General features: G+C 71.3%; 15 protein-coding genes. 11 read left to right on the top strand and 4 right to left on the bottom strand.

The window, feature by feature from the left end; genetic code table 11:
* Positions 1-90: 90 nt before the first annotated feature.
* The 3 genes from ACZ69Q_RS02985 to ACZ69Q_RS02995 all read left to right on the top strand — a co-directional run bounded on the left by ACZ69Q_RS02985 (position 91) and on the right by ACZ69Q_RS02995 (position 2,599).
* Entirely contained in the window at positions 91-402 is a 312-nt protein-coding gene (locus ACZ69Q_RS02985; protein ID WP_471040014.1) for a hypothetical protein, read from the top strand.
* Positions 403-601: 199 nt separating this feature from the next.
* Positions 602-1,942 carry a PP2C family protein-serine/threonine phosphatase gene (locus ACZ69Q_RS02990; RefSeq protein ID WP_471035347.1) on the top strand — a complete coding sequence of 447 codons (1,341 nt, stop codon included), beginning with the start codon at positions 602-604 and terminating at the stop codon, positions 1,940-1,942.
* 303 nt (positions 1,943-2,245) lie between these two features.
* Positions 2,246-2,599, top strand: coding sequence for a PRC-barrel domain containing protein (locus ACZ69Q_RS02995; protein WP_359441689.1), 354 nt, complete (start codon positions 2,246-2,248; stop codon positions 2,597-2,599).
* 157 nt (positions 2,600-2,756) lie between these two features.
* On the opposite strand, the gene ACZ69Q_RS03000 is transcribed toward ACZ69Q_RS02995, so the two are convergent.
* The 4 genes from ACZ69Q_RS03000 to ACZ69Q_RS03015 form a co-directional block, all read right to left on the bottom strand.
* Positions 2,757-4,283: an FAD-dependent oxidoreductase gene (locus tag ACZ69Q_RS03000; RefSeq protein WP_471035351.1), complete on the bottom strand. Its 1,527-nt coding sequence runs from the start codon at positions 4,281-4,283 to the stop codon at positions 2,757-2,759.
* A 167-nt stretch (positions 4,284-4,450) separates the two neighbouring features.
* Positions 4,451-5,455 carry an iron-containing redox enzyme family protein gene (locus tag ACZ69Q_RS03005; RefSeq protein ID WP_471035355.1) on the bottom strand — a complete coding sequence of 335 codons (1,005 nt, stop codon included), beginning with the start codon at positions 5,453-5,455 and terminating at the stop codon, positions 4,451-4,453.
* On the bottom strand, positions 5,452-5,667 hold the full coding sequence (locus ACZ69Q_RS03010) for a CDGSH iron-sulfur domain-containing protein (RefSeq protein WP_471035357.1): 216 nt from the start codon (positions 5,665-5,667) through the stop codon (positions 5,452-5,454). The genes ACZ69Q_RS03005 and ACZ69Q_RS03010 overlap by 4 nt, the downstream gene beginning before the upstream one ends.
* Complete coding sequence (locus tag ACZ69Q_RS03015) at positions 5,651-6,334, bottom strand: HemK2/MTQ2 family protein methyltransferase (RefSeq protein WP_471035360.1); 684 nt, start codon at positions 6,332-6,334, stop codon at positions 5,651-5,653. Before ACZ69Q_RS03015 ends, ACZ69Q_RS03010 begins: the two co-directional genes overlap by 17 nt.
* Before the next feature lie 315 nt (positions 6,335-6,649).
* Between ACZ69Q_RS03015 and ACZ69Q_RS03020 the strand changes: the two genes are divergently transcribed.
* From ACZ69Q_RS03020 to ACZ69Q_RS03055, 8 genes are all read left to right on the top strand, one after another.
* On the top strand, positions 6,650-7,021 hold the full coding sequence (locus ACZ69Q_RS03020; RefSeq protein WP_471035362.1) for a low affinity iron permease family protein: 372 nt from the start codon (positions 6,650-6,652) through the stop codon (positions 7,019-7,021).
* 116 nt (positions 7,022-7,137) lie between these two features.
* Entirely contained in the window at positions 7,138-8,967 is a 1,830-nt protein-coding gene (locus tag ACZ69Q_RS03025; protein ID WP_471035364.1) for a gamma-glutamyltransferase family protein, read from the top strand.
* 118 nt (positions 8,968-9,085) lie between these two features.
* Positions 9,086-9,931: an inositol monophosphatase family protein gene (locus ACZ69Q_RS03030; protein ID WP_471035367.1), complete on the top strand. Its 846-nt coding sequence runs from the start codon at positions 9,086-9,088 to the stop codon at positions 9,929-9,931.
* A 131-nt stretch (positions 9,932-10,062) separates the two neighbouring features.
* Entirely contained in the window at positions 10,063-11,475 is a 1,413-nt protein-coding gene (locus tag ACZ69Q_RS03035) for a phytoene desaturase family protein (RefSeq protein WP_471035369.1), read from the top strand.
* Positions 11,476-11,651: 176 nt separating this feature from the next.
* Complete coding sequence (locus ACZ69Q_RS03040; protein ID WP_471035374.1) at positions 11,652-12,659, top strand: SCO3242 family prenyltransferase; 1,008 nt, start codon at positions 11,652-11,654, stop codon at positions 12,657-12,659.
* A gap of 33 nt (positions 12,660-12,692) precedes the next feature.
* Positions 12,693-13,553 carry a sugar phosphate isomerase/epimerase family protein gene (locus ACZ69Q_RS03045; protein WP_471035377.1) on the top strand — a complete coding sequence of 287 codons (861 nt, stop codon included), beginning with the start codon at positions 12,693-12,695 and terminating at the stop codon, positions 13,551-13,553.
* Between the two features lie 82 nt (positions 13,554-13,635).
* Positions 13,636-14,355: an EboA domain-containing protein gene (locus ACZ69Q_RS03050; protein WP_471035382.1), complete on the top strand. Its 720-nt coding sequence runs from the start codon at positions 13,636-13,638 to the stop codon at positions 14,353-14,355.
* 2 nt (positions 14,356-14,357) lie between these two features.
* Positions 14,358-15,212 carry a TatD family hydrolase gene (locus tag ACZ69Q_RS03055; RefSeq protein ID WP_471035387.1) on the top strand — a complete coding sequence of 285 codons (855 nt, stop codon included), beginning with the start codon at positions 14,358-14,360 and terminating at the stop codon, positions 15,210-15,212.
* Position 15,213 lies beyond the last annotated feature (1 nt).

The raw sequence follows: 15,213 nt of genomic DNA on the forward strand, positions 1-15,213 counted from the left end.
GCGCCGACCGAACCCCCGGCACCCACCGCCGCATCACCCGCGCCGTGCCGCGTCGTCGTCTGCCGGGACTGCTGCTGCGGCACCCCGAAGGTGCCCGGGGTCGACCACGCGCAGCAGACCGCGCGCCTCGCCGAGAACGTGCCCGTGCGCGTCTCCGAATGCCTCGACGTGTGCGAACACGCCAACGTGATCGTCGTCCAGCCGTCCGCCGCCGCCCGCGCGTCCGGCGCCCGCCCCGTCTGGCTCGGCCTCGTCAACGATCCCGACGCCACCGAGGACATCATCACCTGGGTCCGGGCCGGCGGCCCCGGCGTGGCACCCTGCCCCGACGTGCTCGACCTCTACACCTTCACACCGCCCCGGCGGGCCGGAGACGCGGGAAGGGCGAAGCCCGAACAGTGAGTGCCGGCCGCCAGGCCGGACCGCTGAGTTGGTCTTTCGGCCTCCGTTGACTCCCTGACCAGCGCAGATGTGTCTTTCGGTGTCTGTGTCGCCTGACGGGGGACTACTGTGGCGATGCGTCAATTGAGTTGACGTCCGGCGGTCCGATCACCGTTGTGACTGCTGCCGGATCCTGGGCGCCGAAGGCAGGGGGTGCCGCATGCCGGAGGGCATGTTCGCCGGGGGCCTGCGAGACGACGGACTGCCGGCGGCCCTGTCGGATCCCCGACGGCTGGCCGCGGTGGCGGCAACGGGACTGATGGATACCGGACCCGAGGATGCCTTCGACGACCTGGCCCAACTCGCCGCGGCGGTCACCGGCTGCGGACGCGCCTTCATCACCCTGGTCGACGAACAGCGCTCGTTCTGGAAGTCCGCCATCGGAGTACCCGACAGGTCACTGGCCGAACGCCAGAGCCTGGTGGGCGAGACCTTCTGCTCCTTCCTCATCGGCCTGGCCGGGCAGCCCTTCATCGTCGAGGACGCCGCAGCCGACCCCCGCACCCACGAACATCCCTCCGTGGCGCCGACGAAGATCGGTGCCTGGGCCGGCTATCCCATCCTCAGCCCGGCCGGCGAGGTGCTGGGCGGTATGTGCGTGATCGACGACAACTCCCACGCCTGGCAGTCCGCGGAGCTGGGCACGCTGGCCGCCATGGCCCGCGCCGTCAGCAATGAGATCAACCTCCGTACCACCCTGACGACCGTGCAGGGGGCTCTCGCCGCAGCCCAGGACGCCCTGGAAATTTCCAGCAAGCTGGCGCGCAGCCTCCAGGACAGTCTCCTGCCCCCGGCACTGCCCAAGGTCCCCGCGCTGGAGACGGCGGCCTCGTACCTGCCCGCCGCGGGCGGCACCATGGTGGTCGGCGACTTCTACGACCTCTTTCACGCCAAGGGGCCGTGGTGGTGCACCGTCATGGGCGACGTATGCGGCAAAGGCACAGAAGCCGCCAAGGTCACCGCACTGGCCCGGTACACCCTGCGGGCCGAGGCCACCCAGCATCTCTCACCCGCCACCGTCCTGGGGCACCTCAACTCCGCCCTGCTCGACCAGCGCAAGGGTGAACGATTCCTGACCGCCGTCTACGCCACCTTCCGCGCCACCCCCGGCGGCATCGCGGGCCGCCTCTGTACGGCAGGCCACCTTCCGGCCCTGATCCGGCGCGCCGACGGCCGTGTCCGCGAAGTCGGCCGGCCCGGCAGCCTGCTGGGCGTCCTGCCCGACGTGCACCTCAGCGACGTCCGCTTCCGCCTCGCCGCCGGCGACACCCTGCTCCTCTACACCGACGGCGCCACCGAAGCCCGCGCCCGCCGCACCGCCGCCTCCGGCGAACGCCCCCTGTTCGGCGAGGACGCGCTGGCCGCCGCCCTCGCAGGCTGCCGTGACCTGGACGCTCAGGGCATCGTCACCCACCTCGGCGAACTGCTGGCCGAGTACAGCGGCGACTGGGCGAGCGACGACACCGCTCTGCTCGCCCTGCGAGTCCCACCACGGACCTGAACCGACATGCAGGGCGCCCACTGCGAGCGCGACAGTCCTGGCGGCGTCATTTCCGTGATTTTCATCGCCCCGGGGCACTCCTATTTCCAGCCGAATATCCAAGCGTAGTAACCAGGGCGGGCGCTGTCTGCGTATTTTCCGGCACAAGAATCAGAGAACCTGGCTTGATTGGGAGCGTGAAACCCCGAACGCAGGGCACCCGCAAACGGCAGCGGTCATGGAAAACGCTGTGTGCGCGTTTGGAAAAAGGAGGAACAGCGGGGACCCTGCTGTCCTCCGTTTACCGGAGGAGTTGTTTTTCGCGTGACTGAAAATGTGTGGAGTTACAAGCCGACGGCGGGGCTGACGGGCGCCGACCTCACCGGGTACAAGGTCGAGGCCACGGACGGCAGCATCGGCAAGGTCGACAAGCACTCCGACGAGGTCGGTGACGCCTACCTGGTGGTGGACACCGGTGTGTGGATCTTCGGCAAGGAGGTTCTGCTCCCGGCGAGCACGGTGGTCAGCATCGACCCGGAGGGGCAGAAGATCTTCGTCGACCGCACCAAGCAGCAGATCAAGGACGCTCCCGAGTTCGACCAGGACAAGCACCTCGGCGACCACCGTTACCGTGACGAGCTGGGCACGTACTACGGCACCATCGGCCCGCTCGCCTGATCCGACGCCTCTTCTGAGGAAAACAGCCCCGGGACTCTGCGAAGAGTCCCGGGGAACATCGGCTACGCAACGCCGCAGAACTGCTCCACGTCTGCGGCCGGCCCGGCAGAATGCCTTTCGAAATCCGGGCCGGACACGACGGCATTTCCTGATGTCGTCAGATGTTCCGGCGCTCGAGGGGCCTGGTCGCGGGGCCTTGGACGACATTCCCGTCAGGGTCGAAGCGGGATCCGTGGCAGGGGCACTCCCAGGTGCGTTCCGCCCGGTTGAATGCGACCAGGCAGCCCAGATGCGTACAGCGCGCGGCGACGGCGTGGATCTCTCCGTCGTCGTCGCGATGAACCGCGCAGTGGTGGCCGCCGACAAGGACGACCGAGCCGTCTCCCGGGGCGATGCCGTCCGCAGAGCCGCCCGACGAAGTCGGGAGCCGGTCGCCGATGAAGTGCCGGGCAACCTGGGCCTGGTGTTTGAGGAAGGCAGGCGCCTCGCGTACGACGGTGCCCAGGCGACGGGGGTCGTACAGTTCGCTCCATGGGGACTTCTGCCCGTTGATCAGCTTGGTCAGCAGTTGGCCGGTCATGATGCCGCTGCTCAGCCCCCAACCGCCGAATCCGGTCGCCACGTAGGTGTGGCGGCCGGCGATGGGGAGCGGCCCGACGAGAGGCACGGAGTCGGTGGAGTCGTTGTCCTGCGTCGCCCAGCGGTGGGTGAAGTCGAGCTTCCCGAAGGAGCCGGTGGCCCACCGGGCGAGACGCTCGAACCGTGCGTCGACGTCGCCGGCGCCCGGGGTGAAGTGCTCCCCCGTGACGATCAGTAGCCGCCTTCCGTCGCCGTATGGAGCTGTGCGCACGGAACGGGTGCCTTGCTCGGGGGTGATGAACATGCCCCGCGGGTCGAGATCGGACGGTACAGGTGCAGCCCAGACGAGTTCGCGGCGTGGGGAGAGCCGGGTGAACAGCAGGGCACGATCGAAGATCGGGTAGTGGGTGGCGACCACGACATCTCCGGCAGTCACCTCGGCGCCCGCCTCGGTCGTCAGGCGGCACGGCTCGCCCTCCTTGAGGCCGATGACTCGAGTGCGCTCGTAGACCTGCGCGCCCTGCCGAAGCAGGTCGTCGGCCAGCGCCAGCAGGTACTTCCGTGGATGGAACTGCGCCTGCCCGGTGACCCGCACCGCGCCCGCGACGTCGAATGGCAGGCCCGTCCCGGTCACGTAGTCGGCAGGCAGTCCCGCTTCACGAGCGGCCTCCGCTTCCGCCCTGAGCTCCTCGGCGCGCGCGATGTCCTGGACGTAGGTGAAGGCCGCCCTCTCCTCCCAGTCACAGTCGACACCCAGCTCATCCACGATCGCGGCGGCGCGCTGGATCGCCTCCGTCTGGGAGCGGGCGTACAGCTTCGCGGCCTCCGCGCCGCGGGTGCGGCGCAGCCGCTCGTAGATGAGGGTGTGCAGCACACTCAGTTTGGCGGTGGTGTGGCCGGTCACCCCCGACGCGACCCGGCCGGCTTCCAGGAGCGCCACGTCACGTCCGCTCCGAGCCAGCTCCCAGGCCGTGCTGAGCCCGGCGATCCCCGCACCGATCACGGCGACGTCGACGGTGATGTCCCGCTCCAGGGCCGGGTGAGGATCTCCCTGGGGCGCGGTCTCGATCCAGTACGACCCCTGAGCGGCTGCGAACGTGTTCATGGGGGCCGAGTTCCCCCGGTATGTCCACCGAAGCGCCCGCCGTCACGGACCTGTCCTTGATCGCGGACCTCGTCGAGCTCACCGGCGCAGACGGGCAGTGAGCCGTCGGGGCAGGGCTGATCAGGTCGGCCGCGCACGCGTCCCGTCCGAGCCGGCGGTCCCCTCGGTCATGTGTGGTGACCTTCTTCGATGGCGCTCAACGGGACGCGCAGAGCGCTGTGTTGCTGCTTCCAGGCCTTGAGCAGGTGGTCACTCAGCCGGTCTTCGAGGAAGGCCGTGGCATGGACACCGAAGGCGACGTCGGATTCCAGTTGCGGCTCATCGGCCAGGAGTCCGCCGACCACCTCGTGGCGTACGACCTGCTCGTGCACGGCGTCCGCTGTCACGTGCTCGTCGTAGAACCGCTGAGCGGCCGCTCCCGCCCCCACTCGCCGCAGCGCTGCGGCCAATCGGCGGGAACCCGGCGACGACGTCACCTCCACTGACGCGAAGTGGCCGACGAGCGCACCGCGCAGAGCCCGGTGCAGTCCGAACAGGGACATCAGGTTCACGGTGGCGAGCGCCTCGGCGGGGGCGGCGTCCAGGTAGTGGCCGTAGGCCGTCGCCAGGCCGAGATCATCCATCAGGTCGGAGAAGAGCCGGGCATGGATCTCCTCCGCGCGACCGGCGCCGAACTCGTCGTACTCGATCGCCGCCATGCCCGCCTTGGCCCGCCCGTGCAGCCGGGGGATGACCCAGGCGTGCGGGTCGGCCTCTTTGAGGTGGTAGAGGGAGCGTACGGCGGCGTACTCGCGCAACTGCCACAGCTCACCGTCCCGTTGCAGATGATGACTGACGCTCGTGTCGTCATGACCAGCCGGTTCCACCAGCAGGGCGCCCAGCGCCTGTTCGGCATCGGAGTGCGGCGGGACGTCGGTGCGCAGCGCGTGGAGGAACCGCTGCTCCAGGGGACGGCGCAGGGCCAGCAGGTCCAGGTCCCATTCGCGGTCGTCGGGTACGCCCTCGAAACCTCGGTAGTGGAGTTCGTAGAGCAGGTAGAGGGCAAGCTGCAGGTCGTCGCCGTACGGGTCAGGGCCGCCCGGCGGCGGGGCCTGCGGTCGGCCGCCGAGCAGCCCGCTCAGCACGGCGGCGGACAACTCGCCGCGTGCGCCCGGGAGTTGGGGGCCGGTCACGTCGGCTCCTGGTCGGGCTTCGTACGGCGGCGATGGCTGGTGTCGCACCACGGGTACGTACGGCTGCGGCGGCAGGTGCAGATCGCGACCATGAAGCGCGGGGAGGTGACGAGGCTGCCGTCGGCGAGCTTCACCTCCACCGGGCCCTCCACGAGAAGCGGCCCGTCGGGATCGATCGTCACTCGGCGCGGGCGCTCAGGCGTGCTCGGCACGGATGACCACCAGTTCCTCTCGGTTCTCGTCGCCGTCCGCCAGGCCCTCCCGGAGCAGCCATCGCCGCCGGGAGCGCAGTACCGGGCCGTACGGCACCAGGGCCCGCTCGGTGATGGAGGCGCGCAGTCCAGCGTCTGCCAGGTGCCGCAGCGTGGCCCCGCTGTCGCACAGGCCGGAGTGCACGATCAGCAGCACGCCACCGGGGCGCAGCACCGTGGGCGCCGCGGCGCAGATGCGGTCCACGAACGCGCGACCGTCCCCGCCCGCCTCCCAGGCCCGGGCCCGGCCGCGGCACGGCAGCCCGGCGGCGGGCGACGGTACGTAGGGCGGATTGCTGACCACCAGGTCGTACGAACGCCCCGGCACCGCGTCGGCGAGATCGCCGCGGCGGACGCGGACCCGCCGGCCGGCCAGCAGTGCGTTGACCCGTGCGGTCAGCACGGCCAGCCGGGAGATGTCGACGGCCGTCACCCGGGCGCCCAGCCGCGCGGCCTGAATGGCGAGGGCACCGCTGCCGGTTCCCAGGTCCAGTACTTCGGTCGTGGAGCCGACCGCCTCCCGGCACAGGGCGCGCGCCAGCAGGCCGGTGTCCCATTGCGGGGTGTAGACACCAGGCGGCGTCCAGGTGAGGGTCGGCGGGGCGAGCGCCAACGTATCTGCCGTCATCACACATCTCCGTTCGGCGGCCACCCACAACAGGGCATGGCTCACACGCTCCGCCCACCCTGCCCTGCTTATCATCACCGAAATTCACTATGTGGCGATTTATGGAGAACAGTACGGAAGTGCGCCGACCTGCTTCATCACGCTGGGTGCCCAGACCTCGGTGATCCACACACTCGGAGCGCCGGCTCTCTCTTTCCGACGACGCACGGTGACCGCGCATCGCGCGGTGCTGCCGACCGCGCGGTCCGGAAACTCCCCATCCCGGCCGGGCGTGGCAGCCCTCGGGCATGCCGCCTTCCGCTGTAGAGAATGGGCATGATTCTCAAGCATCCGTCCGACCGCGGGGGCTCGCGGAGTCAGCCGTTCGAGAGGCTGGCCGAGAATGCCTCACGGTTCACCAGTTCAGCAACGTTCTTCGGGATCTGTCTGCTCCTGGTTGCGGTGGCTGTCACCTTGCACGTGATCAGCCTGCCGATTACCTGGCTGCTGTTCGCGGGCGAGGCGATGTCGGCACTGACCCTGCTCTTGGTGGCGCTGCTCAAGAACTCCGAGCTGCGGGCCGAACGTGCCGTCCAGCGCAAGCTGGACGGCATCGCAGCCGCCCTACTGGAAGGGCAGGAGGGCGATGGTCCTGGAGAAGCACACCAGAGGCTGCGGTCCGCCCTCGGCAGGGAAGAGAACTTCTGATATCACGCTGGGCAACTGAGCCGAGGATGGTCTCGCGCTCGTTCTCCCCAGATCTCCCCACGACTGTTTTGATGTTGGACGGCCAGGCTCGCCACATCCAACCATCGAGGTCAGACATGCAGTTCACGACTCGCCCCACCCTGAGCGGCACCTTCGGCATGGTGTCCTCCACCCACTGGCTCGCCTCGCAGTCCGCGATGGCCGTGCTGGAGCGCGGGGGCAACGCGTACGACGCCGCCGTGGCGGGCGCGTTCGTGCTGCACGTGATCGAGCCACACCTCAACGGGCCGGCCGGCGAGGTGCCGATCCTCATCGCCCCGGCGGGCGGTGAGGTGCGGGTGGTGTGCGGGCAGGGGGTGGCGCCGGCCGGGGCGACCGTCGCGTACTACCGGGACCTCGGCCTTGAGCTGGTGCCGGGGACCGGGCCACTCGCCGCCGCCGTGCCCGGGGCCTTCGACGCCTGGATGCTGCTGCTGCGGGACCACGGGACCCAGTCGCTCGCGGAGGTGCTCCGGTACGCCGTCGAGTACGCCGAACACGGGCACGCGCCCGTGGAGCGGGTCGGCGAGACCGTGGAGAGCGTGCGGGAACTGTTCGAGACGGAGTGGACCTCGTCGGCCGAGGTGTACCTGCCCGGCGGCCGGGCGCCCCGCCCCGGCGAGCTGTTCCGCAACCCCGCCCTCGCCGCCACCTGGAAGCGGCTGCTCGGCGAGGTCTCGGGCGCCGGCGACCGTATCGCGCAGATCGAGGCCGCGCGCGAGGTGTGGCGGTCCGGGTTCATCGCCGAGGCCCTCGTACGGCAGGCCGGGCGCCCGACCATGGACACCAGCGGCCAGCGGCACTCCGGCACGCTCACGGCCGCCGACCTCGCCGGCTGGTCCGCGACCTACGAGGCGCCCACGACGTACGACTGGAACGGCTGGACCGTGTGCAAGGCCGGCCCCTGGAGCCAGGGCCCCGTCCTCCTCCAGCAGCTCGCGCTGCTCCCGCCCGAGCTGCCGCGGTACGGGTCCGCCGAGTACGTCCATCTGCTGATCGAGGGCTGCAAGCTGGCCATGGCCGACCGGGAGGCCTGGTACGGCGACGCGGCCGAGGTGCCGCTGGCCGAGCTGCTGTCGGACGAGTACAACGCGGCCCGGCGGGAGCTGGTCGGCGAGAAGGCCTCCCACGAGCTGCGGCCCGGCAGCCCCGGCGGGCGCGCCCCGCGACTGTCCGCGTACGCGCGCGTGGCGGCCACCGACCGGCCCGGCTTCGACGCGCTCGGCGCCGGGGAGCCGACCGTCGCGAAGCGCCCGACGCCCCCGGTGCCGGGCGAGCCCGAGGTCGCCGCCGACGGCGGGACCCGCGGCGACACCTGCCACCTCGACATCGTCGACCGCTGGGGCAACATGATCGCGGCGACCCCCAGCGGCGGCTGGCTCCAGTCCAACCCCGTCGTGCCCGAGCTGGGCTTCCCGCTCGGCACCCGGCTCCAGATGACGTGGCTGGAGGAGGGCCTGGCGAACTCCCTGACGCCGGGCCGCCGGCCCCGCACCACCCTCACGCCCTCCATCGCCCTGCGTGACGGCGTGCCCGTCATGGCCTTCGGCACGCCCGGCGGGGACCAGCAGGACCAGTGGCAGTTGCACTTCCTGCTCGCGGTCGCCGTGCGCGGCCCGGTCCGCGGCGGCCTCGACCTCCAGGGCGCGATCGACGCCCCGAACTGGCACAACGACAGCTTCCCCGGCTCCTTCTATCCGCGCGGGATGCGGCCGGGGAGCGTCACCGTGGAGTCCCGGACGGACGCCGCGGTGGTGGAGGAGCTGCGGCGGCGCGGTCATGACGTGACCGTCGGCGACGCCTGGTCGGAGGGCCGGCTGTGCGCGGTGGCGCGGGACCCGCAGACCGGCGTCCTGTCGGCCGCGGCCAATCCGCGGGGAATGCAGGGATACGCGGTCGGGCGCTGAGGAAAACACCGGCTCGGGCTTCCGACCTGCTGATTCCCGCCCCTCGAATTCACGTCGATGCCATCCGGCGGTCACCGGGCGGGCAGGGATTGTCAGTGGGCCGTGTTCTTATTGACGCGTGATCGAATACAACGAAACCATCGAAGAGTTTCTCGCACAGCACTCGGCCGACGTGGAGGAAGCGGTCCGCAAGGCGGCCGCTGCCGAGATCATGCCCCGCTTCCGGCAGCTCGCCGAGCACGAGGTCGACCAGAAGAGCGGACCGCACGACCTGGTGACGGACGCCGACCGGCTCGCCGAGCAGTTCCTCACCGGGGCCCTGAGCGCGCTCCTGCCCGGCTCGGTCGTCGTCGGCGAGGAGGCGGTGCACGCCGACCCGGCGTCGTACGAGGCCATACGCGGCGACGCGCCGGTCTGGATCATCGACCCCGTCGACGGCACCCGCCAGTTCGTGAACGGCGACACCGGCTTCTGCACGCTCGTCGCGCTCGCGCAGCACGGCGTCCTGCTCGCCTCCTGGACCTACGCCCCAGCCAGTGACCAACTCGCCACGGCGGTACGGGGCCAGGGCGCACACCTCGACGGCGTACGGCTGCGGTCCGGCTCGCCGGAGCCCGGCCGCGACCTCGAAGTCGCGACGTCCCACCCGGACTACACGACCGAGGAGCAAAAGCGCGGGCTGCTCGGCCTGTGGACCGACGGCGTCGCGCCGCGCGCCTGCGGCTCGGCCGGCCTGGAGTATCTGGCCGTCGCCCGGGGTGAGTTGGACGCGACCGCGTTCAGTTGGGAGGCCGCCTGGGACCACGCCGCGGGCATCCTCCTGGTCGAGGAGGCGGGCGGCGCCCACCTGACCCGCACGGGCGAGCCGTTCCGGATCACCGGCGGCAATGCACTGCCGTTCACGGCGGCACGGGACGCGGCTACGGCTCGGCGGGTGGCGGGACTGCTGTCCGGCGGGGCGTGACGACCGACCTGGGCCCCACCCACCCGCAGTCGCGACCGACCGACCCGAGCTCTTGGGCGACGCTCCGGTAACCCGGCATATCCTGATCCTTCAAGGCCGTCGGCTGACGAAGGAGTCCGAAGGTGCCGTCGATGCTCGATGCCGTCGTGGTGGGTGCGGGGCCGAACGGACTGACCGCTGCCGTGGAGCTGGCCCGCCGCGGCTTCTCGGTGGCCGTGTTCGAGGCACGCGACACCGTCGGCGGGGGCGCCCGCACGGAGGAGCTGACCCTCCCCGGCTTCCGCCACGACCCGTGCTCCGCCGCGCACCCCCTCGGCATCAGCTCACCCGTGTTCCGGACCATGCCCCTCGACCGCTACGGCCTGGAGTGGGTGCACCCCGGCCTGCCGATGGCGCACCCCTTCACCGACGGCACCGCCGCCGTGCTGTCCCGGTCCGTCGCCGAGACCGCGGCCTCCTTCGGCCCGCGCGACGCGGGGCCGTACCGCAGGCTGGTCGAACCGTTCCTGGCCAAGTGGGACACCCTGGCCCGTGACTTCATGTCCCTGCCCCTCACCGCACTGCCCCGCGACCCGGTCACGCTCGCCCGGTTCGGCCTGGTCGGGCTGCCGCCGTCCACCTGGCTGATGCGGCGCTTCAGCGACGAGCCGGCCAAGACCCTGTTCTCCGGTCTCGTCGCCCACGTCATGGCGCCGCTCGGCGGTCTCGCCACCGGCGCCATCGGCCTGGTCTTCGCCCTCGCCGCGCACGCCCGCGGCTGGCCCCTGGCCCGCGGCGGCTCCCAGTCCATCTCCGACGCGCTCACCGCGTACCTGAAGGACCTCGGCGGCAGCGTCCACACCGACTACGAGGTCAAGCGGCTCGACGACCTGCCGCCCGCGCGCGCCTACGTCTTCGACACCTCGCCCACCGCCCTGGCCCGCATCGCCGGCCTCGGCAACTACTACGAGGGCTACCGCTACGGCCCCGGCGTCTTCAAGATCGACTACGCGCTGGACGGCCCGGTGCCGTGGACCGCGCCGGACGCCCGCCGTGCCGGCACCGTGCAGATCGGCGGGAACAGCGCGGAGATCGACGCCGCACTGCGCGCCGCGTCCCGGCAGGGCCGGGCACCCGACAAGCCGTTCATGATCACGGTGCAGCCCAGCGTCGTCGACCCCTCCCGGGCCCCCGAGGGCAAGCACGTGTTCTGGGCGTACGGACACGTCCCGAACGGCTGGACCGGAGACCTCACGGACGCCCTCGAACGCCAACTGGAGCGCTTCGCCCCGGGTTTCCGCGACCGCGTCCTCGCCCGGGCCACGGCCGGCCCGGCCGAACTCGCCGTGCGCAACGCCAACTACGTCGGCGGGGACATCGGTTCCGGCGCCGCCTCCGGACTCCAGCTCCTGCTGCGCCCCAAGCTGTCCCTGTTCCCGTACACCACCCCGCACCCGGCGGTCTTCATCTGCTCCTCGGCGACCCCGCCCGGACCAGGCGTGCACGGCATGTCGGGGCACAACGCGGCCAAGGCGGTGTGGCGACGGCTGCGTCAGGAGCCGTGACGCGGCCCAAACGACTTACTTTTACCGGTAGTTGAGGGCGCAGGGTAAGGAAAACCCGTGTCTTCTTTGTCACTCCGCTTACCGGGGGGTAGGTAGCTGCACGCTCAACCGCCGCGAGTAGGGTGCCGCCCATGAAAGATCGGAAAGCGGTTGCCCGCTGTGGATCCCGGTCTGCCGTGCGCCTCGCCGACCTCGCCCTGCTCGTCAGGGCGCCGGCCGCGCTGAGTGTCCCCGGAGACGTGATCGCGGGAGCAGTCGCCGCCGGACGGCCGCTGGGCGTCCGTACCTTCGGAGTGATCGGTTCCTCCGTCTGCCTCTACTGGGCCGGGATGGCCCTCAACGACTACGCCGACGCGGCCGTCGACGGCGTCGAGCGTCCCGAGCGGCCGGTGCCTTCGGGGCGGGTGCCGCGGCGCGCTGCGCTGGCTGTCGCCGGGGGGCTCACTGGGGCGGGGCTCGGTCTCGCGGCGGTGGCGGGTGGGCGTCGTAGCGTCGGTGCGGCGTTGCCGTTGGCCGGGTTGGTCTGGGCGTACGACCTGAAGCTGAAGTCCACGGCGGTGGGTGGCGCCGCGATGGCGGGGGCCCGGATGCTGGACGTTCTGGCCGGATCGGTCGTGCCCGGGCCCGGCGCGGAACCGGTCGGTGTCGCGCTTCGGCGTGCCGCCGTGCCCGCCGGGCTGGTCGGCGCGCATACGAGCACGTTGATGGCTCTCAGCCGGCATGAGATCGGTGGTGCGCCGGCCCGGGTTCCCGCGGCGACCCTTGCCGTGTCGGCGGTGACGGCGGCCGCTGTCGCCGTGCCGGCAGCCCGAAGTGCCTCGAAGAGCCGAAGGCCGTCCGCGGGTGCGCGGGGGCTGGTCGCGCAGTTCCCCGCGCCCATCAAGGGCGTTGCCGGCGCCGCTCGCTTCAGGGGGCTCTGCAAAGCCTCCTCCGGAACGTTTCGTGCTGCTGTGACCGCCGGTGCTGCTCTTGCCTATCTCGGGGCCTATGGGACCGCGCAAGTCCGGGCCGTGCGGGAGCCCTCGGCCGACAACGTGCGGCGGGCCGTCGGGGCCGGGATTCTCGGGCTGATGCCCCTTCAGGCGGCGTTGACCGCGCGGGGCGGCGCACCCCGCGTGGCTGCTGCCCTCGGCATCGTCCATCCCCTCGCGCGACGGCTGGCACGGCGTATATCCCCCACCTGAGACCCACCCACCTCCGTGTGAGGAACCGGCACCATGAGACCTCCCCCCACACCCCTCAAGTTCGGCTACGGCACCAACGGCTTCACGCACCACCGGGCGGACGACGTCCTCGCCGTCCTCGCCGACCTCGGCTATGACGGTGTCGCGCTCACCCTGGACCACAACCACCTCGACCCGTACGCCGAGGATCTGCCCCGCCGGGTCACCGCCCTCGCCCGGCAGCTCGGCCGGCTCGGTCTGGACGTCACCGTGGAGACCGGCGCGCCCTACTTCCTCGACCGCTGGGGCAAACACCTGCCCACGCTGATGTCGGACGGCTCCGAGCTCAGGATCGACCTGCTGCGTCGCGCCCTGCGGATCGCCGTCGACCTCGGCTCGCCCACCGTCCACCTGTGCAGCGGCCCGGCGCCGGACGGGCTGCCGGAACGGGACGCCTTCAAGCGGCTCGCGGAAGGCGTCGAGGTGGTGCTGGAGAGCGCCGAGAAGTACGGGGTGGCGCTGGCCTTCGAGCCGGAGCCGTACATGTTCGTCGACACCGTCGAGCGCTGTCTGGAACTGGCCCGACTGGTCGGTGGGCACCCGCTGTTCGGGATCACCCTGGACATCGGCCACGCACACTGCGTGGAGGAACGCCCCCTGCTGGACTGCGTGCGCAGGGCCGCTCCGCTGCTGCGCAACGTGCAGATCGAGGACATGGTGCGCGGGGTCCACCGGCATCTGGAGTTCGGCGCCGGCGAGATCGACTTCCCGGCCGTGCTGGCCGCCCTGCGCGACCTCGACCGTCGCGGCCTGGTCTCCGTGGAGATCCAGGGCGGCTCGCTGGACGCGCCCGAGGTCGCCCGCCGCTCGATCGAGTTCCTGCGCGCGGCCGAACGCGCCGCCGCGGACCTGTAGCCCCCACTCGGTCCCTCGCCGGACCCACCCCGTCGTTTCCGTACTTCGGCCCAACTCTCCTCTCTTCCCTGGAAGTTGCCCCATGTCTGTCACGACCGCTGCCCCCTCGCCCGAGGCGGACCCCCGCCCCGCCCTCGCCGCCGCCCTGGCCCCGGCCGCCCTCGCCTGGCTGGACGAGAGCGTCGCCGGGGTCACCGCCGAACCCGCCGCCGTACGGCGCCTCTTCCCGGCCGTCCGGCGGCGCTGCGGACACGGCCGCCTCACCGGGTACTGGACCGTCGACGAGGCCGCCCGGGCCGTACTGCTCACCGCGCTGCCCCTGCGCGAGCGGGCCCTCGCCGACGAGGTCACCCGCCTGTATCGGCACGGCGACCCGGCCGAACAACGTGCGGTCCTGCGGACGCTGCCGCTGCTCGACCTCGGCGACCTCGCCCTGCCCCTTGTCCGGGAGGCCCTGCGCGGCAACGACACCACCTTGATCGAGGCCGCCCTCGGCCCGTACGCCGCCGCGCACCTCCCGGACGCCGAGTACCGCCAGGCCGTACTGAAGTGCGTCTTCTGCGAGATCCCGCTCGCCCGAGTCGGCGGCCTGGACACCCGCGCGGACCGCGAACTGGCCCGGATGCTCGCCGACTTCGCGCACGAGCGGATCGCCGCGGGACGGGAGGTGCCCCGGGACATCCTGCCCGTCGTACGCGCCTTCCCGGACGTCGTCGACGACGCGCTCAAGCCGGCGCTCATGCACGTACCCGACGAAGCGGACGTACCCAACGAGGCGGACGTACTGAAGGAAGAGGACTGACCGTGCGCATCTTCGATCCCCATATCCACATGACCTCCCGGACGACCGACGACTACGAGGCGATGTACGCGTCCGGGGTGCGTGCCGTCGTCGAGCCCGCGTTCTGGCTGGGCCAGCCCCGCACCTCGCCCGAAAGCTTCTTCGACTACTTCGACGGGCTGCTGGGCTGGGAGCCGTACCGCGCCGCGCAGTTCGGCATCCAGCACTTCTGCACCATCGCGCTCAACCCGAAGGAGGCGAACGACCCGCGCTGCCTCCCGGTCCTCGACGAACTGGACCGCTATCTCGCCAAGGACCGCGTCGTCGCCGTCGGCGAGATCGGCTACGACTCGATGACGCCGGAGGAGGACGAGGCGCTCGCCCGCCAGCTCCGGCTCGCCGTCGAGCACGAGCTGCCCGCCCTCGTGCACACCCCGCACCGCGACAAGGCGGCCGGGACACGGCGCACCCTCGACGTCGTACGGGAGTCGGGCATCGCCCCCGAGCTCGTCGTCCTCGACCACCTCAACGAGCTCACGGTCGGCATGGTCCTCGACAGCGGCTGCTGGGCCGGGTTCTCGATCTACCCGAAGACCAAGATGAGCGAGGACCGGATGGTGGAGATCCTCAAGGAGCACGGCACCGACCGGGTTCTCGTCAACTCGGCCGCCGACTGGGGGCGTTCGGATCCGCTGAAGACACGGAAGACCGCCGACGCCATGCTCGCCGCCGGGTTCGACGAGGACGACGTCGACAAGGTGCTGTGGCGCAACCCCGTCGCCTTCTACGGCCAGAGCGGACGGCTGGAGCTGCAGGAGTCCAAGCCCGACGAGACGGCGACCTTCGAGGGCAACTCCATACGCCGCGGGGGAGCGTGAG

This window comes from Streptomyces sp. NPDC036764 (genome assembly GCF_055609385.1).

What these genes read in the sequence shown, in the direction of transcription:
- ACZ69Q_RS02990 (WP_471035347.1), top strand. Translation starts at nt 602, where the DNA reads ATGCCGGAGGGCATGTTCGCCGGGGGCCTGCGAGACGACGGACTGCCG.
- ACZ69Q_RS03000 (WP_471035351.1), bottom strand. Translation starts at nt 4,283, where the DNA reads ATGAACACGTTCGCAGCCGCTCAGGGGTCGTACTGGATCGAGACCGCG.
- ACZ69Q_RS03015 (WP_471035360.1), bottom strand. Translation starts at nt 6,334, where the DNA reads ATGACGGCAGATACGTTGGCGCTCGCCCCGCCGACCCTCACCTGGACG.
- ACZ69Q_RS03020 (WP_471035362.1), top strand. Translation starts at nt 6,650, where the DNA reads ATGATTCTCAAGCATCCGTCCGACCGCGGGGGCTCGCGGAGTCAGCCG.
- ACZ69Q_RS03025 (WP_471035364.1), top strand. Translation starts at nt 7,138, where the DNA reads ATGCAGTTCACGACTCGCCCCACCCTGAGCGGCACCTTCGGCATGGTG.
- ACZ69Q_RS03035 (WP_471035369.1), top strand. Translation starts at nt 10,063, where the DNA reads ATGCTCGATGCCGTCGTGGTGGGTGCGGGGCCGAACGGACTGACCGCT.
- ACZ69Q_RS03045 (WP_471035377.1), top strand. Translation starts at nt 12,693, where the DNA reads ATGAGACCTCCCCCCACACCCCTCAAGTTCGGCTACGGCACCAACGGC.
- ACZ69Q_RS03050 (WP_471035382.1), top strand. Translation starts at nt 13,636, where the DNA reads ATGTCTGTCACGACCGCTGCCCCCTCGCCCGAGGCGGACCCCCGCCCC.